Source organism: Vibrio sp. 10N.261.45.E2, assembly GCF_002875705.1.
In the GTDB taxonomy this organism is placed as follows: Bacteria; Pseudomonadota; Gammaproteobacteria; order Enterobacterales; family Vibrionaceae; genus Vibrio.
Map to the genome: position 1 here is coordinate 141,437 of NZ_MCZZ01000111.1, position 23,613 is coordinate 165,049.

Annotated in this window: 20 protein-coding genes and 2 tRNA genes; 19 read left to right on the forward strand and 3 right to left on the reverse strand. The window is 44.3% G+C overall.

The window, feature by feature from the left end; all coding sequences use genetic code 11:
• The first annotated feature begins 44 nt into the window (after window positions 1–44).
• Together tyrS and BCT34_RS08580 are read left to right on the forward strand one after the other, a co-directional pair.
• Window positions 45–1,232, forward strand: a complete 1,188-nt coding sequence (tyrS, locus tag BCT34_RS08570; RefSeq protein ID WP_017059402.1) for a tyrosine--tRNA ligase — start codon at window positions 45–47, stop codon at window positions 1,230–1,232.
• A gap of 421 nt (window positions 1,233–1,653) precedes the next feature.
• Window positions 1,654–2,499 (forward strand): magnesium transporter, encoded by an 846-nt coding sequence (locus BCT34_RS08580; protein ID WP_076655113.1) that lies wholly within the window; start codon window positions 1,654–1,656, stop codon window positions 2,497–2,499.
• A gap of 104 nt (window positions 2,500–2,603) precedes the next feature.
• Here BCT34_RS08580 and dacB read toward each other — a convergent pair whose 3' ends face one another.
• Window positions 2,604–4,037, reverse strand: a complete 1,434-nt coding sequence (gene dacB / locus BCT34_RS08585) for a serine-type D-Ala-D-Ala carboxypeptidase (protein WP_076655116.1) — start codon at window positions 4,035–4,037, stop codon at window positions 2,604–2,606.
• Window positions 4,038–4,149: 112 nt separating this feature from the next.
• Window positions 4,150–5,199: a porin gene (locus tag BCT34_RS08590; RefSeq protein WP_076655119.1), complete on the reverse strand. Its 1,050-nt coding sequence runs from the start codon at window positions 5,197–5,199 to the stop codon at window positions 4,150–4,152.
• Between the two features lie 514 nt (window positions 5,200–5,713).
• Here BCT34_RS08590 and greA point away from each other — a divergent pair.
• Window positions 5,714–6,187, forward strand: a complete 474-nt coding sequence (gene greA / locus BCT34_RS08595) for a transcription elongation factor GreA (RefSeq protein ID WP_076655121.1) — start codon at window positions 5,714–5,716, stop codon at window positions 6,185–6,187.
• Between the two features lie 125 nt (window positions 6,188–6,312).
• On the opposite strand, the gene yhbY is transcribed toward greA, so the two are convergent.
• Window positions 6,313–6,609 carry a ribosome assembly RNA-binding protein YhbY gene (yhbY, locus tag BCT34_RS08600; RefSeq protein WP_004738252.1) on the reverse strand — a complete coding sequence of 99 codons (297 nt, stop codon included), beginning with the start codon at window positions 6,607–6,609 and terminating at the stop codon, window positions 6,313–6,315.
• A 114-nt stretch (window positions 6,610–6,723) separates the two neighbouring features.
• Here yhbY and rlmE point away from each other — a divergent pair, with 114 nt between their 5' ends.
• The 16 genes from rlmE (at window position 6,724) to BCT34_RS08685 (ending at window position 23,592) form a co-directional block, all read left to right on the forward strand.
• Complete coding sequence (rlmE, locus tag BCT34_RS08605; protein WP_019824352.1) at window positions 6,724–7,353, forward strand: 23S rRNA (uridine(2552)-2'-O)-methyltransferase RlmE; 630 nt, start codon at window positions 6,724–6,726, stop codon at window positions 7,351–7,353.
• Between the two features lie 107 nt (window positions 7,354–7,460).
• A complete protein-coding gene (ftsH, locus tag BCT34_RS08610; RefSeq protein WP_076655124.1) occupies window positions 7,461–9,428 on the forward strand; it encodes an ATP-dependent zinc metalloprotease FtsH in 1,968 nt (655 codons plus the stop codon).
• An 86-nt stretch (window positions 9,429–9,514) separates the two neighbouring features.
• Entirely contained in the window at window positions 9,515–10,345 is an 831-nt protein-coding gene (folP, locus tag BCT34_RS08615; protein WP_076655127.1) for a dihydropteroate synthase, read from the forward strand.
• Window positions 10,346–10,366: 21 nt separating this feature from the next.
• Complete coding sequence (gene glmM / locus BCT34_RS08620; protein ID WP_076655129.1) at window positions 10,367–11,707, forward strand: phosphoglucosamine mutase; 1,341 nt, start codon at window positions 10,367–10,369, stop codon at window positions 11,705–11,707.
• 294 nt (window positions 11,708–12,001) lie between these two features.
• On the forward strand, window positions 12,002–12,334 hold the full coding sequence (gene secG, locus BCT34_RS08630; protein ID WP_076655131.1) for a preprotein translocase subunit SecG: 333 nt from the start codon (window positions 12,002–12,004) through the stop codon (window positions 12,332–12,334).
• Window positions 12,335–12,350: 16 nt separating this feature from the next.
• A tRNA-Leu gene (locus BCT34_RS08635) sits at window positions 12,351–12,435 on the forward strand.
• Window positions 12,436–12,488: 53 nt separating this feature from the next.
• A tRNA-Met gene (locus tag BCT34_RS08640) sits at window positions 12,489–12,565 on the forward strand.
• Window positions 12,566–12,799: 234 nt separating this feature from the next.
• A complete protein-coding gene (gene rimP / locus BCT34_RS08645) occupies window positions 12,800–13,255 on the forward strand; it encodes a ribosome maturation factor RimP (protein ID WP_004738265.1) in 456 nt (151 codons plus the stop codon).
• Between the two features lie 35 nt (window positions 13,256–13,290).
• The gene (gene nusA / locus BCT34_RS08650; protein ID WP_076655133.1) at window positions 13,291–14,778 is read left to right on the forward strand and encodes a transcription termination factor NusA; all 1,488 of its coding nucleotides are present in this window, start codon (window positions 13,291–13,293) and stop codon (window positions 14,776–14,778) included.
• Window positions 14,779–14,800: 22 nt separating this feature from the next.
• A complete protein-coding gene (gene infB, locus BCT34_RS08655) occupies window positions 14,801–17,491 on the forward strand; it encodes a translation initiation factor IF-2 (RefSeq protein ID WP_076655134.1) in 2,691 nt (896 codons plus the stop codon).
• 134 nt (window positions 17,492–17,625) lie between these two features.
• Complete coding sequence (gene rbfA, locus BCT34_RS08660) at window positions 17,626–18,039, forward strand: 30S ribosome-binding factor RbfA (protein ID WP_017065964.1); 414 nt, start codon at window positions 17,626–17,628, stop codon at window positions 18,037–18,039.
• Window positions 18,039–18,992 carry a tRNA pseudouridine(55) synthase TruB gene (gene truB, locus BCT34_RS08665; protein WP_017059233.1) on the forward strand — a complete coding sequence of 318 codons (954 nt, stop codon included), beginning with the start codon at window positions 18,039–18,041 and terminating at the stop codon, window positions 18,990–18,992. Before rbfA ends, truB begins: the two co-directional genes overlap by 1 nt.
• Before the next feature lie 218 nt (window positions 18,993–19,210).
• Entirely contained in the window at window positions 19,211–19,480 is a 270-nt protein-coding gene (rpsO, locus tag BCT34_RS08670) for a 30S ribosomal protein S15 (RefSeq protein WP_004728948.1), read from the forward strand.
• A gap of 378 nt (window positions 19,481–19,858) precedes the next feature.
• Window positions 19,859–21,979 carry a polyribonucleotide nucleotidyltransferase gene (gene pnp, locus BCT34_RS08675; RefSeq protein WP_060982624.1) on the forward strand — a complete coding sequence of 707 codons (2,121 nt, stop codon included), beginning with the start codon at window positions 19,859–19,861 and terminating at the stop codon, window positions 21,977–21,979.
• A 124-nt stretch (window positions 21,980–22,103) separates the two neighbouring features.
• A complete protein-coding gene (nlpI, locus tag BCT34_RS08680; RefSeq protein ID WP_076655136.1) occupies window positions 22,104–23,027 on the forward strand; it encodes a lipoprotein NlpI in 924 nt (307 codons plus the stop codon).
• Window positions 23,028–23,184: 157 nt separating this feature from the next.
• On the forward strand, window positions 23,185–23,592 hold the full coding sequence (locus BCT34_RS08685; RefSeq protein ID WP_076655138.1) for a MarR family transcriptional regulator: 408 nt from the start codon (window positions 23,185–23,187) through the stop codon (window positions 23,590–23,592).
• Window positions 23,593–23,613: the final 21 nt, after the last annotated feature.

Genomic DNA, 23,613 nt, shown 5'->3' on the forward strand with positions numbered 1-23,613 from the left:
GTCTAATTATTATATTTTTGCCAAATCTGTGGGAGTGAACAAGAATGGCGAGTATTGAAGCTGCACTAGCCGAGATCAAACGTGGCGTAGAAGAACTGATTCCAGAAGACGAACTGATTGCTAAATTAAAAGAAGGTCGTCCTTTACGCATTAAACTGGGTGCCGATCCAACTGCTCCAGATATCCACCTAGGCCATACGGTTATCTTTAACAAGCTTCGTGCTTTCCAAGAGCTTGGTCATGAAGTGACATTCCTTATTGGTGATTTCACTGCAATGGTTGGTGATCCATCAGGTAAGAACTCAACGCGTCCACCGCTGAGCCGTGAAGACGTATTGAAGAATGCTGAAACTTACAAAGAGCAAGTATTCAAGATTTTAGACCCTGCGAAAACGCAAATTCGTTTCAACTCTGAGTGGCTATCTGAGCTTGGTGCTGAAGGCATGATTCGTCTTGCTTCTAACCAAACTGTTGCTCGTATGCTTGAGCGTGACGATTTCAAAAAGCGCTACGCTGGTGGTCAACCGATCGCAATTCACGAATTCATGTACCCACTTCTACAAGGTCACGATTCTGTTGCACTAGAGAGCGACGTTGAGCTTGGCGGTACTGACCAGAAGTTTAACCTGCTAATGGGTCGTGAACTGCAAAAAGCAGCAGGTCAAAAACCACAAGCGGTACTGATGATGCCATTACTTGTTGGTCTAGACGGCGTTAAGAAGATGTCTAAGTCTGCGCACAACTACATCGGTATTAGCGAAGCGCCAAGCGAGATGTTTGGTAAGATCATGTCTATTTCTGATGATCTAATGTGGAGCTACTACGAGCTACTGTCTTTCCGTCCACTTGAAGAAGTTGCGGAACTGAAAGCTGGTGTTGATGCAGGTAAAAACCCGCGTGACGTTAAAGTACTTCTAGCGAAAGAAATCATTGCTCGTTTTCACAGTGAAGCAGATGCTGAAGCGGCTGAGCAAGAGTTCGTTAACCGTTTTGCTAAGAACCAAGTTCCTGATGAAATGCCTGAATTTGAATTCGAAGCAGGCCTACCAATTGCTAACGTTCTAAAAGAAGCGGGTCTTGTAAACTCGACTTCTGATGCGATGCGTATGATCAAGCAAGGCGCGGCTAAGCTTGAAGGCGAGAAGATTGAAGACAGCAAATTCGTACCTGAAGCAGGTACTGCGGTTTACCAAGTCGGTAAGCGTAAGTTTGCTCGTATTACTATTAAGTAATAATGCACATCAATAGTTGAACAAAAGGCATCCACGGATGCCTTTTTTATTGACAGAACGTTGACGAAACTTTGAAACACCAATTGCTACACTATGCGCGCTGTCAAATTGACAGTAATTCTGGAGATTTTTATGAACAATACCGACCATCCTCCTAGTTTGAATGGAGAAGAGTAACCTGTCTCGGTATTGATCTATTGTCCTGCCGTTCAGGTAGGGTATCTTTGTTTTTCCCCCTCATTCTTTTCCACACACTAGATTCTAACAAGTAGACACATCAGTGCTTTAAGCTCTTGGTGCACGTATTTTTACGCTATTGGTATATAGTTATACGTTGACGCACTAGTTATATGCTCTTGGTGTACTAGCTATAAGTTACTTGTTTTGATGGTCGTTACCTTTGCCAATCGGGAGATTCGCCATGACGGTAATGAACAACACTTTTTTATCTATTGAAGCTCTGTACTCAGAGCAAGACATCCAAGCTGTATCGAATGCATTTCAACAGTATGGACGTGAGCAACAAATTAACCTTTTGAACAAAATGCCGCTTGAAGATGCGGTGTTAGTACTGGGGCAGTGCTCTCTTAGTACGATTCAGACTTTACTTAGTGAGCTAGAAGAGCAGGGCTTTGAGAAGCGCTCTCGACATCTAGCTCACCAACTAGGGCTGATCTACTCAGAGGTGGAGCCTCAGCAGGGCTACCTTTCTACGGGTGTAATGAGCCACGTTAGGCAGCGTATCGGTTGGATTATTGCATTAGCGCTATTGGGAATCGTCTCCGGGCTTATCATTGCTCAGTATGAAGACATTCTCAGTCAGTTGGTACTGTTGGCAATCTACATGCCGGTAATTGCTGCTGCTGGTGGTAACACCGGAACCCAAGCCGCGACTTTAGTCATCAGAGCCTTAGCCACAGGTGAGTTGAAAAAACGCCAATGGGCTAAGGTGTTATGGAAAGAGTTTAGAGTCGCTATTTGTTTAGCTTTAGCGATTGCAGTAGTGATGATTGGTCGTATTTTACTATTCAGTGAAAACCAATCGACAGGTGGTTATGACATCAACATGATTGCGTTAGCCATTGCGGTAGCGCTGTTCATTCAAGTGACCATATCTACCGTGCTCGGCGGTGGATTACCGATAGTTGCTAGGCTCTTTAAGCTTGATCCAGCTGTTTTAGTGAGCCCAGTACTCGCTTCGATAGTCGATATCTCAGGCATGTGGATCTACTTTACTGTAGTGAACTCGTTCCTAGGAATTGCTTAAAAGCTATTAAAAATAGCTAAAATAACTCTGAGAAAAAAATGGCGCTGAAGATTGAAGGTCTTCAGTGCCATTTTTTTAGGAAGAGGCTTACAAAGAGCCAAACATTACTTCGACTTGCTTTGTGTTTGACTGAATTCAACCACATCTTTGTAAAAAGCACGCTCAAACTGGGTGATCGGTGCTTCAACTGGTTTGTCCGGATCTGGCTTTTCAGGGAAATAATCACGAACAAACTGTATAAACAGAGAGTTTGGTTTTCCTGACTCATCTAAACCATATCCCGCCATGTTGTAACTGCCGTATAAAGAGCCGCTTTTGGCAATGATGTTGCCTTGAACCGGTGCCTTCCTCATGCTTGGGCGGTGCTTGAGTGTTCCACTTACACCTGATGTTGGCATCACTTCAATTAGATTTAGTTTTTGGTCGTTTTCCCAGATATAACGAAGCACCTGTGCCATGGTTTGCGAGCTCATTCGGTTATTTCTAGATAATCCAGAACCATCCACAAGCTGCGCTTTACTGAGGTCAATATTGGCCTTAGTCAGCAATATCTGTTTTATCGCTTCAGTGCCGTTATTGAAGCTGCCCGGTTGGACATAAAACGTCGCACCCAGCGTTTTAGTTAGGTTGTCTGCGATAAGGTTATCCGACTTCTTGAGCATGATATCGAGCAGTTCAGGAAGCTTTTCTGAGTTGTGACTAGCGACTAACGTGGTTTTGTCTGCTTTCTCTTTTTTACCAACAATCACATCGCCTTTAACCTGGATCTTCAATTCTTTAAGTAGTGAGTGAACCACTTGAGAGGTGTAAAGTTCTGGGTTTTGAATAGCAAACTTGAGTGGCAGTGGCTTTTTACGTTCCACCAAGCAGCCAGATAGCTTGTAAGCGTTATTTGACGTGGTGATGAGCTCTAAGTCGCATTGTGTTGCCTTCTGCCCGGAGCGAGTTACTGTCGCTGCGGTGGTCGTCACGTCTATCGGGTAGTGAGCGGGAATATAGACGCGAGTGCCACCGTTATCTTTTGTATAAATAGAAGCTTGTGCGCAGTTGCTGTCTAAGGTCATTGCACTCGAGGGCGCGCTGTAACAAACACCTAGAATGTCCCAAGGCCAACCAACCGCTCGTTGATAGCCGGTATAAGCCGTGTTATCCAGGTATAAGTTACCTTTGATGGTTCTGGATTGAGACTTAGTGTATTGAGCTAACAGGCCTTTAAGTTGCTCACGTTGTAGTGTTGGGTCGCCACTGAATGAAATGATTGAGTCACTCCCAGAAAGAGCAATGCTGGTCGTGTAGTGAAAGTCATCCCCTAACTCCAGTTTGGCAGCCAAAGCTGTCACTAGCTTTAAAGTACTGGCGGGTGGATAAAAGTCATCGCTATTGGAATTGAGCTCGCTCGAATCATCACTCAATGATTTGAGTATCAAGCTTGTACTACTACCATCGGGCAGTTTATTAAGAGGGACGTATGCGAAAGCGTTAACAGATAAAGCGCTAATGGAAAAACTACATACCAGTAGTGTGGATAGAAGGCGCATAGAAGATTGTCTTGGATGGCTGGTGTTTTCAGTATACAGATATAAAAAACGCCCGCTAGGTAGCGGGCGTTTTGATTCTCAATTAACTAATTAATCAATTAGATAATCAGAATTAGAAGTCGTAACGTAGACCAATAGCTAGCTCGTCTTCAGCATCTGTTTTTAACGCAGGACGTGTTACTAGGTTCTTAGTATCACCAAACTGGTCGCCTTCAGAGATTAGGTTGAAGTTGTACGAGATGTACGTACGGAAGTTAGGCTTGAAGTAGTAAGTAGCATCGATTGCAACATTATCTGCAGCAGTTTCGCTGTCGAACTCAGAGTTGTTGTACGTTAGCGTGAATGCAGCTTGGTTTAGAGTGTACGCAGTTGCGAATTCGTAACCAGTGTAGTCGCCGTCTTTTTTCGCTAGTTCACCGTCTGTGAATGTACCAGCGAAGTATAGAGTTTCAGTACGGTAAGATGCTGCTAGCATGTACTCGTTTTGCTCATTTTGGTCAGCGTAACCAGCACCTAGCTTAACGCCAGAGTCGCCGATTGAGTAGATACCAGATAGAGAGTAGCCATCTGCGTTGTTGTCATCGTAGCCAGTGTCAGTTGTTGAATCTTTACGATCCGCAAAACGGTAGCTTGCTTTTACGCCTAGGTCTTGGAATTGACCTTTGTACGAAACCATGTTGTCAGTACGGTCAGCTGCTGCAATCTTGTATGCTGCAGAGTTACCGTGGTAAGACATGATATCAGTGAAGTCTGTGATAACGCCTAGCGCGCCGTCATTTTTACCGTAAGTTACTTCACCGAAGTCGCCGCCGATACCTGCGTATGTGTAACGGTTGTCGATAGTGTTGTCGCCGCTAACATTGTTGCCGTCTTTATCGTAGTCAGAAGTTGTGAACTCACCTTCGTAGAAACCAACACCGTATAGGCCGTCTTGGATTTCAACTTTACCTAGGAAGTTAAGACGCACACGAGAGTTGTCTTGTGCTTTGCCATCTTTCATAGATAGACGAGCTTCTGCACGACCACCGATCTCTAGAGAAGTGCCGTTTGAGCTGTATACAGAAGTACCGTCGATACCACCAGCTTGTTTACCGTCCGCTGCCACTGCGTTAGTAGCAAGAGCTGCAGCAGATACAGCAAGCGCGATCATAGTCTTGTTCATGTTATTATTTCCTAATTACTGTCCATAGAGGTTTTATTAAGGATTTGAACCCTTTTGTGTATTGCCTGTATCAATCAGGCTTCATAATCATGATTAGAACAGAAGTCTGAAAAATGCCAGTGCAATCCATGGGTTACTTTTTACCTCTAAAGTTCCATAGTTAGTTAGTAAAATGATATAAAACTAAAAAATGAACACTGTTTTATTATATTTATTGTTTATCAAGTTGCTGTTTTAACAGTATTTTTATAAAAGTGTGATCTGTGTTTGTTTTGTTTGTTTTTTGTTTTTTTAGGTATTTATTCTTTGACTTATTGATGAGGAAGTTATTATTCATTTCTGTGATGTCTGTAATTTAGACCTAGATAAAGCTTTTATAACGCAAAGTGGAATAAAGGTGATTTAGCCATAAAGTTTGTTTACACTAAGCCAAATCGTTTTGTTTCTATCACCCAAATAAATACGTTGGGTGTATTTATGTTGGCCAAAGAAAGCTTTGGCATAGAGGTAAAAAATGGAAAAGGTTCCAATGACAGTACGTGGCGCTCAGCAGCTACGTGACGAATTAGATCGCCTACTTAAGCTACGCCCTGTTATCTCAGCAGCTATTGGTGAAGCACGTGAACTAGGTGACCTGAAAGAGAATGCAGAGTACCACGCTGCTCGTGAAGAGCAGGGTATCTGTGAAGCACAGATTCGCGATATCGAATACAAGCTATCGCTCGCTCAGATCATCGATGTAACTCAGATGGATAACACGGGTAAGATTATCTTTGGTACGACAGTGACTTTGATCGATGTAGATACCGATGAAGAATTCCGCTACCAGATCGTTTCTGAAGATGAAGCGGACATCAAAACGGGTCGCATTTCTGTGAAATCACCAATTGCACGTGGTCTTATCGGTAAAATGGAAGGCGACGAAGTAATGATCTCTACCCCTGGTGGCGATAAAGACTTCGAAATCGACAAAGTAGAATATATCTAATTGAATTTTCTTTGTTTCTGATAAGTAAAAAGGTCGCTAAATGCGACCTTTTTCGTTTCTCACGCTACACTAAAAGATAAGCGCTGTGGCTACTCATTAGTGAAGTTAGCTTATATTAAGCTCGCTTATTTACGTGGAATCTCGATTTTACGTGCTTCTGACTGACGGAACAGTACTAGAACTTTACCGATAGTCTGTACTTTCTCAGCTTTAGTTTCACGTACAATTGCATCGATAATCAGCTGCTTAGTCTCACGGTCTTCTGATGCAACTTTAATCTTGATCAGTTCGTGGTGGTCTAGAGCTAATTCGATTTCCGCTAGAACAGCTTCAGTAAGTCCATTTGCGCCCATTAGCACAACAGGTTTTAAACTGTGAGCTAGGCCCTTTAGATGCTGCTTTTGTTTGGTACTTAGGTTCATTACGCGGCCAATTTTCTTTACTATTAGGGTTGAAAAAACCTATTTTAACGCCATCTAAAGCTGAAGACTATAATTTATTCAGCAATTAGTACTTTCCTCCAATTTAGGTATCCAATGAGCAAACAGAAACACTCGGCCAGTTCAGGCCGTTGGTTGAAGGAACACTTCGACGACAAGTACGCAAATGAAGCAAGAAAGAAAGGCTATCGTTCACGTGCTTATTTCAAAATGGAAGAGATTCAAACGAAAGATAAATTGCTGTCTCCTGGGATGACCATTGTGGATTTGGGTGCAGCGCCTGGCGGTTGGTCTCAATATGCTGCTAAGATTGTTGGAGACAACGGACAAATCATTGCGTGTGATTTGCTACCAATGGATCCGATTGCTGGTGTTAGCTTTTTACAAGGTGATTTTCGCGAGGACGCTGTTCTTGAAGCCTTGTTGGAACGTATACAACCAGACATGGTTGACGTTGTGATGTCAGATATGGCGCCTAATATAGCAGGCAACAATTCTGTGGATCAGCCAAGAGCTATGTATTTAGTTGAATTAGCTTTGGATATGTGTCGACAAGTTCTAGCTACCAATGGTAGTTTTGTTGTAAAAGTATTCCAAGGCGAAGGGTTTGACCAATACGTTAAGGACGTCCGCGAGATGTTTAAAACAGTGAAAGTTAGAAAACCCGACTCTTCTCGAGCTCGTTCTCGTGAAGTGTTTATCGTAGCCACTGGTTACAAAGGTTAACGATTCTCTTCCAAGAGTGAGAGTTAACAACATGGCTACAGGTTACAAACTGTAGTACCCTACCTTTAATTACAATTAGTTATCGAGAGGCTTACACCTTGAGTGACATGGCAAAAAATTTAATTCTGTGGCTTGTTATCGCGGTAGTGTTGATGTCGGTTTTCCAGAGCTTTGGTCCTGGGGAAAGTAACGGCAGAGCAGTAGATTACACCACGTTTGTACAGGAAGTTGGCCAAGGCCAGATTCAAGACGCACAGTTCAATAACAGCGAAATCACTTTCACTCGTCGTGGTGGTGGTTCTAAGTATGTAACTTACATGCCTGTTTATGATCAAAAGCTACTTGATGACTTAATTAATCAAAACGTAAAAGTTCAGGGTACACCACCTGAAGAGCAGAGCCTGCTTGGCACTATCTTCATCTCTTGGTTCCCAATGATCTTACTGATTGGTGTATGGATTTTCTTCATGCGTCAAATGCAAGGCGGCGGCGGCGGTAAAGGCGCGATGTCTTTCGGTAAGAGTAAAGCTCGAATGATGAGCGAAGAACAGATCAAAACGATGTTTGCTGATGTTGCGGGTTGTGACGAAGCAAAAGAAGACGTGAAAGAGCTTGTGGATTATCTTCGTGACCCAAGCCGCTTCCAAAAACTAGGTGGTAAGATCCCTACAGGTATCCTGTTGGTTGGTCCTCCTGGTACGGGTAAAACATTGCTTGCAAAAGCGATTGCCGGTGAAGCAAAAGTACCGTTCTTTACTATCTCTGGTTCTGACTTCGTTGAAATGTTTGTTGGTGTTGGTGCATCTCGTGTGCGTGACATGTTCGAACAAGCGAAGAAAGCTGCACCTTGTATCATCTTTATCGATGAAATCGATGCGGTAGGTCGCCAACGTGGCGCTGGTGTTGGTGGTGGTCATGATGAACGTGAACAAACACTGAACCAAATGCTAGTTGAAATGGATGGTTTCGAAGGTAACGAAGGTATTATCGTTATCGCTGCGACTAACCGTCCAGACGTACTAGACCCTGCATTACTTCGTCCTGGTCGTTTTGACCGTCAAGTTGTGGTTGGTCTACCTGATGTACGTGGTCGTGAACAGATTCTTAAAGTGCACATGCGTAAAGTGCCACTGTCAGGCGATGTTGAACCATCTCTGATTGCTCGCGGTACACCAGGCTTCTCTGGTGCAGATCTTGCGAACCTTGTGAACGAAGCGGCGCTATTTGCAGCTCGTGGTAACAAGCGCAACGTATCTATGGTTGAGTTTGAACTTGCTAAAGATAAAATCATGATGGGTGCTGAGCGCCGTTCAATGGTGATGTCTGAAGAAGTGAAAGAGTCAACGGCTTACCACGAAGCGGGTCACGCAATTGTTGGCCGTTTGGTACCAGAACACGATCCCGTGTATAAGGTTTCAATCATTCCACGTGGTCGTGCACTTGGTGTAACCATGTACTTGCCAGAACAAGACCGTGTAAGTATGTCTCGCCAGCATCTAGAATCAATGATCTCTAGCTTGTACGGTGGTCGTCTGGCTGAAGAACTTATCTACGGTAAAGACAAGGTTTCAACTGGTGCGTCAAACGATATCGAACGAGCAACTGATATTGCTCGTAAGATGGTAACGCAGTGGGGCTTCTCTGAGAAACTAGGTCCTCTTCTTTACGCTGAAGAAGAAGGTGAAGTTTTCCTAGGCCGTGGCATGAGCCAAGCTAAGCACGTTTCTGATGATACGACTAAGCTGATCGATGAAGAGATTCGTATTCTTATCGACCGCAACTACGACCGAGCGAAGAAGATTCTTGAAGAGAACATGGATATCATGCACTCGATGAAAGATGCGCTAATGAAGTTTGAAACGATTGATGCAGGTCAGATTGATGACTTGATGGAACGTAAAGACGACATTCGTGAGCCAGCTGGTTGGGGTGATCAGGTAAAAGCTGAGCCTGCAAAGGAAGAAGCAAAACCTGAAGCTAAGGCTGAAGAAGTTAAAGCGGAACCGAAAGCTGAAGAGTCAAAAGTTGAAGAAGTTAAATCTGAAACAGATGATGCTCAAAACAAAGATTCTTAATCACTAAGCTATAAATTAAAACCCTGAGTACGCTCAGGGTTTTTCTGTTTATAGCCAAGATGTTTTACCTTTAAGACCTGCCTTTCATGATATTAAAAGCACATAATAAAACGCTCGTTTTAGACCGCCCACATGTGATGGGTATCCTCAATGTCACGCCAGATTCTTTCTCTGATGGCGGAAAATTCAGTTCATTAGATAATGCCATACTGCAAGCAGAGCGAATGATTCAAGCCGGTGTTAGCATTATTGATATTGGTGGTGAATCAACTCGCCCGGGAGCGCCAGATGTAACTTTAGAAGAAGAACTCTCTCGCGTTATCCCTGCCATTAAAGCTATTCGCGCCAAATTTGATGTGTGGATCTCTATTGATACTAGTAAAGCTGAAGTGATGCGCCAAGCCGTTGAAGCGGGCGCTGATTTGATCAATGATGTGCGCGCATTACAAGAACCCGGAGCTTTAGAAGCGGCCGCTAATGCTAATGTGCCAGTTTGCCTAATGCACATGAAAGGTCAGCCAAGAACCATGCAAGCCAACCCAAATTACGACGATGTCTTAGCGGATGTTGAAGCTTTCTTAAAAGAAAGGGTGGAAGTTTGTGAGGCTGTTGGCATATCAAAAGAGCAGCTGATTCTGGACCCTGGTTTTGGTTTTGGTAAAACCATTGAGCATAATTACCACCTACTAGCGCACTTCGAAAAATTTCACAGACTTGGGTTACCTGTCTTAGCGGGGATGTCGAGAAAGTCGATGATCTTTAAGCTACTAGACAAAGCCCCAGCTGATTGCATGGTCGCTAGCGTGACCTGCGCTACTATCGCTGCTATGAAGGGTGCACAAATTATTCGCGTTCACGATGTTGAAGATACATTGGAAGCGATGAAGATAATTGAAGTGATGAATAACAATCACTAATCATAATTAAGGAAAATCAATATGTCTGATAAAAGACGTTACTTCGGTACAGATGGTGTACGTGGCAAAGTTGGCCAGTACCCGATTACACCTGATTTTGTACTGAAGCTTGGCTGGGCTGCAGGTCGTGTTCTTGCAAAACAAGGCACAAAGAAAGTGATCATTGGTAAAGATACTCGTATCTCTGGCTATATGCTTGAGTCTGCATTAGAAGCTGGCCTTGCTGCTGCGGGTCTTCAGGCTACGTTTACAGGCCCAATGCCAACACCTGCTGTTGCTTATCTAACACAAACCTTCCGCGCTGAAGCGGGGATCGTTATCTCTGCATCGCATAACCCATATTACGATAACGGTATCAAGTTCTTCTCTTCTGAAGGCACAAAACTGCCAGACGATATCGAGTTGGCGATTGAAGCTGAACTTGATAAAGATATCGAATGTGTTGACTCATTCGATCTTGGTAAAGCGGTACGTTTGAACGATGCCGCAGGTCGTTATATTGAATTCTGTAAGAGCACGTTCCCTAATCAGATGACGCTTGCAGGAATGAAGATTGTTGTCGATTGTGCTCATGGTGCGACTTACCACATTGCTCCTGCGGTATTTAAAGAGCTAGGTGCTGAGGTTGTTGCTATTGGTGTTGAGCCAAACGGCACTAACATCAACCACGAAGTGGGTGCAACGGATGTACGTGCACTACAAGCGAAAGTGCTTGAAGAAAAAGCAGCATTAGGTCTTGGCTTTGATGGTGACGGCGACCGTATCATCATGGTTGATGAACTAGGTAACAAGGTTGATGGTGACCAGATCGCTTACATTATTGCTCGTGATGCATTGCGTCGTGGTGAGTTGAAAGGCGGCGTTGTTGGTACACTAATGACTAACCTTGGTATGGAAAACGGCCTTAAACAGCTAGGTATTCCATTCGTGCGCGCGGCAGTTGGCGACCGTTACGTAATGGAGCAACTATTAGCAAAAGGTTGGAAGATCGGTGCTGAAAACTCGGGTCACGTTATCCTGTTAGATAAAGTGACAACGGGTGATGCTATCGTTGCTGCTCTGCAAGTATTAGCTTCAGTTGTTGATAGCGAAATGACATTGAATGAGCTTTCTCAAGGCATGACGTTGTACCCGCAAGTTCTAGAGAACGTTCGTTTCAGCGGAGACTCAAATCCACTAGAAGCAGAAGCAGTGAAAGCAGCGGTTGTAGAAGTGGAAGCTGAACTTGGCGAGAAAGGCCGTGTACTATTACGTAAGTCTGGTACAGAGCCACTACTGCGTGTCATGGTTGACGGTGAAGATGCTGAGCTTGTTCAAGCGTCTGCGCTTAAGATTGCCGATGCAGTAAAAGCAAACTGCTAATTTAACCTCTTACGTAACAGGTGCAACGAATAGCGCCTGTGGTTAGAAATGATTAACTTATATAACGGTTAAAAGATATAACGGTCAAAAGAGACGTAAATGAGTTTTGTGTCGCTTTTGACCTTTTTTTGACCATTCACTTGGTAAAGGCTTATTTTTTAGCAAATTCTCCTTGTCAGCCATCGTCGCATTCGCTAGTATTGCTCGGCCTTCAGTTAGGAGGTCGCTAGCCTTGTTCTTAAAAATAGTTTTTTGAACGGCGCTGGCTCAACAATTAGGAACATAGGTGGAAAAATGTTTACAGTTCTACTTGTGATTTACCTGTTGGCAGCGCTTGGTGTAATTGGCCTAGTGTTGATTCAACAAGGTAAAGGCGCAGATATGGGAGCCTCTTTCGGTGCTGGCGCTTCAAACACTGTGTTTGGTGCTGGTGGCTCAGGAAATTTCCTTACCCGAATGACTGCAATTTTTGCAACTACATTTTTTATCCTTAGCTTAGTGCTTGGTAATATGTCTACACATAAAACCGAGTCGCAATGGATTGACCCGACTCAAGGTCAGGTGATTCAACAAGCTGGTGATGCAGTGAGTGAAGTTCCGGCGCAAGGCGACGAAATTCCACAATAATCTGTAAAGATTTGATGCCGAGATGGTGAAATTGGTAGACACGCTAGCATGAGGTGCTAGTGCCTTAGGGTGTGAGGGTTCGAGTCCCTCTCTCGGCACCATGTTTACAAACTTGTAAAACATCTTGTTGAGCGTATAATGCTCGCAAGTCGGACGCGGGATGGAGCAGTTTGGTAGCTCGTCGGGCTCATAACCCGAAGGTCGTCGGTTCAAATCCGGCTCCCGCAACCAATTTCAATGCTATTATATAGCTTGTATTGGTAGCAAGTTTGCACAGTGTGAACCTCACTGTGAGTTAAGTGCGATATCGAATGTGATGGCACTTAACATATAAGGGTCCAGCAACAAAAACCCCGGCTTATACGGGGTTTTTTGTTATCTAAGCATTTGTAAATGCGTTTAGATAATGTTTGCTTGGAATTTAAATTGGGCTTTGAGCCCTTTTTTTGTTTCTGGAGTGGTTAAATGACTGGTTTAGAAAGACAACTTACTGAAATGCTTGACGCTCCAGTAGCAGCATCAGGTTATGAGTTAGTTGGATTAGAATTTATTCGTGCTGGTGAGCACTCAACGCTACGTATTTACATCGATTCACCAAACGGTATCAATGTAGATGATTGCGCTGAAGTTAGTCACCAAGTAAGTGCCGTAATGGATGTTGAAGATCCAATTTCAGTGGCTTATAACCTTGAAGTGTCTTCACCAGGTTTAGAGAGACCACTGTTCAAAGCAGAGCATTACCAACAATTTATTGGTCACGAGGTAAGCATCGTTTTGAAAATGGCTGTCGGCAACCGTCGTAAATGGAAAGGTGATATCCAATCTATCGAAGGCGAGACAGTGAAAGTATTGGTTGAAGGACAAGAAGAAGAATTCGTCCTGAGCAATATTGCGAAAGCTAACCTGATCCCTAAATTTTAGTTCTCCTAGAGAGAAGAGCTTAAGAGGCTAGATTAATGAACAAAGAAATTTTGGCGGTAGTAGAAGCTGTTTCTAATGAGAAAGCAGTTCCTCGTGAGCGTATTTTTGAAGCGCTTGAAATCGCGCTTGCAACGGCAACAAAAAAGAAAAGCGAACTAGAAATTGAAGTTCGTGTTGAAATCGACCGTAAAACGGGTGATTTCGAAACTTTCCGTCGTTGGGAAGCTGTTGAGGAAGTTGAATTCCCAACAAGAGAAATCTCTCTTGAAGCTGCAAAGTACGATGATCCAGAGATCGAACTTGGCGGTTTCATTGAAGATGACATCGAATCAGTTACATTTGACCGTATTACGACTCAAACAGCTAAGCAAGTTATCGTACAAAAAGTACGTGAAGCTGAGCGTGCTCAAATCGTTGAACAGTTCATCGACAATGAAGGCGAGCTAGTAACTGGCGCAGTTAAGAAAGTTAACCGTGACACTATTATCCTAGACCTAGGTAACAACGCTGAAGCGGTAATCCTTCGTGATGACCAACTTCCTCGTGAAAACTTCCGTCCAGGTGACCGTGTTCGTGGTCTTCTTTACGCAGTTAAACCAGAAGCTCGTGGTTTCCAGCTTTTCGTTACTCGTTCGAAGCCAGAAATGCTAGCTGAACTATTCCGTGTTGAAGTGCCTGAGATTGGTGAAGAGCTAATTGAACTTAAAGGTGCTGCACGTGACGCTGGTTCTCGTGCTAAAATCGCTGTGAAAACAAACGACAAACGTATTGACCCTGTTGGTGCGTGTGTTGGTATGCGTGGTGCACGTGTACAAGCTGTTTCTAACGACCTTGGCGGTGAGCGTATCGATATCGTTCTTTGGGATGATAACCCGGCGCAATTCGTAATCAACGCAATGGCTCCTGCTGATGTTGCTTCTATCATCGTTGATGAAGATGCACACTCTATGGATATCGCTGTTGAAGCGGATAACCTAGCACAAGCAATTGGCCGTAGTGGTCAAAACGTACGTCTAGCTTCTCAACTTACTGGTTGGGAACTAAATGTAATGACTGTTGCTGATCTAGAGAAGAAGCACCAAGAAGAAGCTGTTGCTTCTATTGAAAACTTCATGAAGCACCTAGACATCGAAGAAGACTTTGCTCAAATGCTTGTTGAAGAAGGCTTCTCAACACTTGAAGAAGTAGCTTACGTTCCTGTGAACGAGCTTCTTGAAGTTGATGGTCTAGACGAAGGTATCGTTGAAGAACTACGTAACCGCGCGAAAGACGCACTGACTACTCTAGCGCTAGCGAAAGAAGAAACTTTCGACGGTGTTGAGCCAGCTGAAGACTTACTTGCACTTGAAGGTCTTGAGCGTGAAATGGCTTACAAGCTAGCAGCAAAAGGCGTTGCGACATTGGAAGACCTAGCTGACCAAGGCGTTGATGAACTAGAAGGCATCGAAGACCTAACTGCAGAGCGTGCTGGCGAGCTAATTATGGCTGCGCGTAACATCTGTTGGTTCGGCGACGAAGAATAATTCAGCAAGGAGAGAAAGCGGTATGACACAATTAACAGTTAAAGCACTGAGTGAAGAGATTGGTACGCCAGTTGACCGCTTAATTGAACAACTTGCTGATGCAGGCATGAAGAAATCAGGGTCGGATCAAGTAACTGATTCAGAGAAGCAAACATTGCTAACGCACCTTAAAAAGGAGCACGGCGATACTTCTGGTGAAACAGAGCCGACTCGTTTAACTCTTCAACGCAAGACCCGCAGCACGCTAAGTGTTGCCGCTGGAGGCGGTAAGAGTAAGGATGTTCAAGTTGAAGTACGTAAAAAGCGTACGTACGTGAAGCGCAGCACTATTGAAGATGAAGCGAAACGTGAAGCTGAGGAAGCAGCTAATCGTGAAGCGGAAGAGAAAGCACGACGCGATGCTGAAGAGCAAGCGAAACGTGATGCTGCAGAGAAAGCACAGCGCGAAGCTGAAGAAAAAGTAACACGTGAAGCGGATGCAAAACGTGAAGCTGAAGAGAAGGCTCAACGCGCACAAGCTGAAAAGGCTAAAAAAGACATGAATTCAAAAAATGCAGACGCTAACGCACAAGCGAAAAAAGAAGCGGATGAACTTAAAGCTCGTCAAGAGCTAGAAGCTACTCGTAAAGCAGAAGCTGAAGCAGCTAAGCTTGTTGAAGAAGCTCGTAAGTTAGCAGAAGAGAACCAAGAACGTTGGTCTGAAGAAGAGAAAAAGAAGAAAGAGCAAGAGAAATCTGCGGATTACCATGTGACTACTTCTACTTACGCTCGTGAAGCTGAAGATGCGGCAGATAAGAAAGACGAGAAAGCACCTCGTCGTCGCAAGAAGAAAGCAGCTCCTGCTAACCAACCTGCAAACAACCGTGGTGGTCGTAACCAACGTGGTCGTGGCGGTAAAGGTAAGCTTGCTAAACCAACTTCAATGCAGCAAGGCTTCGATAAGTCAGCGACTGTTGCTAAATCTGACGTTGCTATCGGCGAAACTATCGTTGTTTCTGAACTGGCTAGCAAAATGTCAGTTAAAGCAACTGAAGTTATCAAAGTAATGATGAAGATGGGCGCTATGGCGACTATCAACCAAGTGATCGACCAAGAAACAGCACAACTTGTTGCTGAAGAAATGGGTCACAAGGTAATCCTACGTAAAGAAAACGAACTTGAAGAAGCAGTACTAGCTGACCGTGATAGCGACGCTATCGCTGAAGGTCGTGCTCCTGTTGTTACTATCATGGGTCACGTTGACCACGGTAAAACTTCAACACTTGACTACATTCGTAAAGCACACGTTGCTTCTGGCGAAGCTGGCGGTATCACTCAGCACATTGGTGCTTACCACGTAGATACTGACAACGGCATGATCACTTTCCTTGATACTCCTGGACACGCGGCGTTTACAGCTATGCGTGCTCGTGGTGCTCAAGCGACAGATATCGTTGTACTTGTAGTAGCAGCAGACGATGGCGTAATGCCACAAACAATCGAAGCAATCCAGCACGCGAAAGCAGCAGGCGTTCCTCTGATTGTTGCAGTGAACAAGATCGATAAAGAGGGTGCAAACCCAGACAACGTTAAGAATGAGCTAGCTCAATACGACGTTATCCCTGAAGAATGGGGCGGTGAGAACATCTTCGTTCACATCTCTGCAAAACAGGGTACAAACATCGATGGTCTTCTAGAAGCAATTCTTCTTCAGTCTGAAGTTCTTGAACTTACAGCGGTTAAAGAAGGCATGGCGTCTGGTGTTGTTGTTGAATCTCGTCTTGATAAAGGCCGTGGTCCAGTTGCAACAGTACTAGTACAGTCTGGTACTCTAAACAAAGGCGACATCGTTCTTTGTGGTCAAGAGTACGGCCGTGTTCGTGCAATGCGCGATGAGAACGGTAGAGACATCGAAACTGCAGGTCCATCTATCCCTGTAGAAATTCTAGGTCTTTCTGGCGTACCTGCATCAGGTGACGAAGCGACTGTTGTACGTGATGAGCGTAAAGCACGTGAAGTTGCGAACTACCGTCAAGGTAAATTCCGTGATGTTAAACTAGCTCGCCAACAAAAAGCGAAACTAGAGAACATGTTCGCGAACATGACGGCTGGCGAAGTTGCTGAGCTTAACGTTGTACTTAAAGCTGACGTGCAAGGTTCTGTAGAAGCAATTGCTGACTCTCTACTGAAACTTTCAACTGACGAAGTTAAAGTGAACATCGTAGGTTCTGGTGTTGGTGGTATTACTGAAACTGATGCAACTCTTGCTGCAGCTTCTAACGCTATCATCCTTGGTTTCAACGTTCGTGCTGACGCAACTGCGCGTAACACGGTTCAGAACGAAAACCTAGACCTACGTTACTACTCAATCATTTACCAACTGATTGACGAAGTTAAACAGGCGATGGGCGGTATGCTTGCTCCTGAATTCCGTCAAGAGATCATTGGTCTTGCACAAGTTCGTGACGTATTTAAGTCGCCTAAACTTGGTGCAATCGCTGGTTGTATCGTTACTGAAGGTACGATTAAGCGTAGCAACCCAATCCGTGTACTTCGTGACAACGTTGTTATCTACGAAGGTGAACTAGAGTCACTTCGTCGCTTTAAAGATGACGTTCAAGAAGTTAAGAACGGTTACGAGTGTGGTGTCGGCGTTAAGAACTACAACGACGTTCGCGTTGGTGACCAGATCGAAGTATTCGAAATCGTTGAGGTTAAACGTACTCTAGACTAATCAGTCTGTACGACTCGACATATTGACTAAGGTTACTAACATTACTAGTAAAGGTAATAAGTAATCGGTTGTTGAATACACCATGGGGGGCTGGTAATTACCAAGCCCCCCATCTTTCTAAGTGAGAAAAGAAAATGTCAAAAGAATTTAGCCGCACACAACGTGTGTCTCAGCAGCTTCAAAAAGAGCTTGCTCTTATCCTACAACGTGAAGTTCGTGACTCACGTATTGGTATGGTAACTATCTCAGACGTAGAAGTGTCTCGTGACCTTGCTTACGCAAAAGTGTTCGTGACTTTCCTATGTGTTGGTGAGCAAACACCTGAATCATGCCTTAAAGCTCTTAAAGAGCATGAAGTGCCAGTTCGTATGGCTCTTGGTAAGCGTATTCGCCACCGTCTAACGCCTGAAGTTCGTTTTACTTACGACAACACACTAGTAGAAGGCATGCGTATGTCTAATCTAGTAAGTGAAGTTCTGAACGACGACAAGCGCAAGCAAGAAGAAGCTGGCCGCACTGACGAAACTCAGTCTAAGGGCGAAGAGTAATGGCTCGCCGTCGTAAAGGTCGCCCTATCAACGGGGTAATTCTATTAGATAAGCCGACAGGCATTTCGTCTAATGATGCACTGCAAAAAGTAAAGCGTATTTACTTTGCAGAGAAGGCAGGGCACACCGGTGCTTTGGATCCTCTTGCGACTGGCATGCTGCCAATTTGTCTTGGTGAAGCAACGAAGTTCTCTCAGTTTCTTCTCGATTCTGATAAGCGCTATGTTGTTATCGCTAAGCTTGGTGAGCGTACCAATACCTCTGATTCTGATGGTGAAGTGGTAGAGACACGTGATGTAAACGTGACTCAAGAACAACTTGAGCGTTGTATTGCGAGCTTCAAGGGTGAAACCGACCAGATACCATCAATGTTCTCTGCATTGAAGTATCAAGGTAAGCCTTTGTATGAATACGCACGCGCAGGTATCGAAGTGCCTCGTGAGTCTCGTAAGATCACTGTGTACTCAATTGAACTGCTTCGCTTTGAAGGTGATGAAGTTGAAATGGAAGTGCATTGTTCTAAAGGTACTTACATCCGCACAATTACCGACGATCTCGGTGAAATGCTAGGTTGTGGTGCTCACGTGACCATGCTTCGTCGTACTGGTGTAGCGAAGTACCCATATGAGCGTATGGTGACTTTGGAACAACTGAACGAGATCTTAGAACAAGCGCAGGCGCAAGAAATTGCACCGAAAGAGCTGCTTGATCCACTGTTAATGCCAATGGACACTGCTGTTGAAGACTTACCAGAAGTAAATCTGAACGCGGAACTGACTGACCTGGTTCAGCACGGTATGCCAGTTCAGGTTGCTGGTGCACCAACTGAAGGCACGGTTCGTATGACAAGTGGCGAAGAGAAGCTGTTTGTCGGCGTAGCTCAGATTGCTGAAGATGGCCGAGTTGCACCCAAACGTTTGGTTGTTTTCAGAGATGAAGAGCCACAAGCGTAACGCTTAGATCGAGTTAGATCTTAGTCGTTCCTCGTGAACAACGAGCCAATAAGACAGGAAGCGAGCGCCTAATTTAGGTGGTTCGCTTTTTTCGTTTTTAATGGGTTCGATTGTTATTGCACCAACTGACAAACTTCCCTATAATCCTCGGCTCGCGTAGCGGCTGAATCAGAGATTGGCTGCTACAAATATTAAACTACTCTTATCAGGAGAGAATTATGTCTCTGAATGCAGAAACTAAAGCAGCAATCGTTGCAGAATACGCACGCGCTGAAGGCGATACTGGTTCACCAGAAGTACAAGTAGCACTACTAACTGCTTCTATCAACCACCTTCAAGGTCACTTTAAAGCACACAAAGGCGATCACCACAGCCGTCGTGGTCTTCTACGTATGGTTTCTAGCCGTCGTAAGCTTCTTGACTACCTGAAAGGTAAAGACCTTTCTCGTTACCAAGACCTAATCAAGCGCCTAGGCCTACGTCGCTAATAGCGATGTCTGCAAAGACTGTTTGAAGAAAAGGAGCATTTATGCTCCTTTTTTTGTACCTGTAAGAAAATGCTAGGCTAGATGCTCAGAATATCATCTGGCTTTTTCTGATAGGAAATATATCTCCTAATAAAAATAGTTTATACTACGCCCGCCTATAGCGTTTTCAGCGTTTGGCAATCAACCTCTCAAGAGATTACAGTCACAGATGTCGGCCAATAGGTCGCGACTATTCAAAGGCGGATTTGGTTTTAATTCGGCGTATGAACTCATACAAAGAGTCACCATTCTAAGTCCCTTTTCACTAGTCGCGATTGGTAATATCTTGAGTCATTATTCACTTAATCTAAAGTTTGACTTTAGAGCTAAGGATATACAATGTTTGAAAAACCAGTTGTAAAATCGTTCCAGTACGGTAACCACACCGTTACTCTAGAAACGGGCGTAATTGCACGTCAAGCTACTGCTGCTGTAATGGCGACTATGGACGATACATCAGTATTCGTTTCTGTTGTTGCTAAGAAAGAAGCAGTTGCAGGTCAAGACTTCTTCCCACTAACAGTAAACTACCAAGAGCGTACATACGCTGCGGGTAAAATCCCTGGTGGTTTCTTCAAGCGTGAAGGTCGTCCTTCTGAAGGCGAAACACTAACAGCTCGTCTGATTGACCGTCCAATTCGTCCACTTTTCCCAAGTGCGTTTAAAAACGAAGTTCAAGTTATCGCTACGGTTGTTTCTATCAACCCTGACGTAAACCCAGACATGATCACTATGATCGCAACGTCTGCTGCACTTGCTATCTCTGGTGCTCCATTCAATGGTCCTATCGGTGCTGCACGTGTTGGTCACATCGACGGCGAACTTGTTCTTAACCCATCAAATACTGAGCTTGAAAACTCTAAACTAGACCTAGTTGTGTCTGGTACAGAAGGCGCAGTACTAATGGTTGAATCTGAAGCAGATAACCTGTCTGAAGAAGAAATGCTTTCAGCTGTTGTTTACGGTCACGACCAACAACAAGTTGTAATCAAAGCAATCAACGAGTTTGCTGCTGAAGTAGCAACTCCAGCTTGGAACTGGGAAGCGCCAGCAGTTAACACTGAGCTTAAAGCTCAAGTTGCTGAACTTGCTGAAACTCGTCTATCTGACGCGTACCAGATCACTGAGAAAATGGCTCGTTACGAGCAAGTTGGCGCAATCAAGAACGACGTTGTTGAAGCTCTAATTGCACAAGACGAAAACCTAGATGAGCGCGAAATCCGCGGCATGCTTGGTTCTCTAGAGAAAAACGTAGTACGTAGCCGCATCATCGCTGGCAACCCACGTATCGATGGCCGTGAAAAAGACATGGTTCGTGCGCTAGACGTACGTACTGGTGTTCTTCCACGTACACACGGTTCTTCTCTATTCACTCGTGGTGAAACTCAAGCACTTGTTACTGCAACGCTTGGCACACAACGTGATGCTCAAATCATCGATAGCCTAATGGGTGAGAAGAAAGACAACTTCCTTCTACACTACAACTTCCCTCCATACTGTGTAGGTGAAACTGGTTTCGTTGGTTCTCCTAAGCGTCGTGAAATTGGTCACGGTAAGCTTGCTAAACGTGGTATCCAAGCAGTAATGCCTTCTGTTGAAGAATTCCCATACACAGTTCGTGTTGTATCGGAAATCACAGAATCTAACGGTTCTTCTTCAATGGCTTCTGTATGTGGTACATCTCTAGCGCTTATGGATGCTGGTGTTCCAATCAAAGCTTCTGTTGCAGGTATCGCAATGGGTCTTGTTAAAGAAGGCGACGATTTCGTTGTTCTTTCTGACATCCTTGGCGACGAAGATCACCTAGGTGACATGGACTTTAAAGTAGCAGGTACTAACGCTGGTATCACTGCACTTCAAATGGACATCAAGATCGAAGGTATCACTAAAGAGATCATGCAAATTGCACTTAACCAAGCGCAAGGTGCACGTAAGCACATCCTTTCTGTAATGGATGAAGCTATCTCTGGTGCTCGTGAAGATATCTCTGAATTCGCTCCACGTATCCACACAATGAAAATCAGCTCTGATAAGATCAAAGATGTTATCGGTAAAGGCGGCGCAGTTATCCGTGCTCTTTGTGAAGAAACAGGTACTACAATCGAAATCGAAGACGATGGCACAATCAAGATTGCTGCTACTGAAGGCGCAGCTGCTAAAGAAGCTATCCGTCGTATCGAAGAGATTACAGCTGAAGTTGAAGTTGGCCGCATTTACCAAGGTAAAGTTGCTCGTCTAGCTGACTTCGGTGCATTCGTTACTATCCTTCCAGGTAAAGATGGTCTAGTACACATCTCTCAAATCGCTGACAAGCGCGTTGAAAAAGTGTCTGACTACCTAACTGAAGGTCAAGAAGTACCAGTTAAGGTTCTTGAAATTGACCGTCAAGGCCGTGTACGTCTAAGCATGAAAGAAGCAGTTGAAACGCCAGCTGAAGGCGAAGCACCTGCTGCTGAGTAATTCTCAGTGTGTCGATGGTGATATCGCTTTTTAGTGATTTCTAACCTATCGTCAACAAAGCATGTTATAAAGGGGAGCATATCGCTCCCCTTTTTTATTGCGGTCATAACAGGAGTAATTATTTGTGAAATGGTTTCAAACCGCGAGTATGTGTTTACTGCTTGTACTAACAGGTTGTGCGACAACATCAGATAACGCCTCACGTTGGGTTTATCCACCGATGGCTGTGCCACTGCAACCAAGTGTTCAGCAAGAAGTTCAAATTGCACGTCTTAGTCAGCTATTACAGCGCCCAGATTTGAACGATGAAGTTCGAGCTAAGATGCTGTTTGAACGTGGTAACTACTACGACAGTGTTGGCCTGCGTGATCTCGCGCGTCTTGACTTCAATCAATCTCTTTCATTGAACCCTGCTCAGCCTGATATCTTCAATCTTTTGGGTGTTTATTTTACGCAGGTAGGGGAGTTTGATGCGGCTTATGAATCTTTTGATTCTACGTTAGAGCTTGATCCTGCAAACTCTTACGCAGAAAGAAACCGCTCTATCGCACTGTACTATGGTGAGCGTTACGACTTAGCCAATGAAGAGATGATGAAGCACTATGCCGATGATCCTAGCGATCCGTTTCGCGCTTTGTGGCTATACATCATTCAACATGAACTAACGCCAGAACAAGCCAAGCTTGATTTGCAAAAGCGCTATGAGAACCGTGATGAGCAGTGGGGCTGGGTATTAGTCGCGATTATGCTTGATGACATTACTGAAGAGCAGGCTTTCAAGGCGATCTTAACGGGTACTCGTGACAACACGTTACTTGCTCAGCGCCTTACAGAGACGTACTTCTACCTTGCTAAGCGTTACCACATGAATGGTGACTACGCGAATGCGATCTCTTTGTATAAGCTGTCAGTGTCTTTCAACGTGTATGAATATGTAGAACACCGCTACTCTTTCTTGGAGTTAAGCCGCATCTTCACCACGCTTAAAGCCGAACATTTAGCGCAAGTTAAGTTGGCTGAGGCCGAAGAAGCAGCCAACGCTAAGTAAGCAACACATTTTGATTTCCAAAAGCCGCTGCCTGTCAGCGGTTTTTTTATGCTCCATTATTTTTATAAACTGGATCTGGTTATTGATTGCTTTTAATTTAAACAATATTAAAATAGTTAGTCTTACTAACTAAATGCTATTCTTTGATAGGGTGAGTATGCTGAACCAGAATTTAGAAAAGATTGAGCGCTTTGCTTCTAAGGTATGGCGAACCCAGGTTAATGAAGATCCGATTTGCCAATTGAGCTTCAATGAGTATGACTACTTAAAGGTCATTCAAGCGTCTCCAGAGCCGATCCGGCTGACCGATCTTGCGATTGAGATGCAGGTTACGAAGCCTTCAGCAACCACTATGGTTCAAAGACTAGAGAGAAAGGGGCTTGTTGAACGTAAAGCTTCGCTCGAAGATGCGAGGTCTAAGTTGGTCGTACTTACCAGCAAAGCTGAAGTCGGCTTAGAAGAAGAAAGTAAGATCTATCAGGTCATGGCACAGATACTGGAAAGTCGTTTGTCTGAGCAAGAATCTCAGCAGCTAAACCTATTATTAAATAAAGCTTTGAAGTAAATAATTTAGATATTTAGTTAG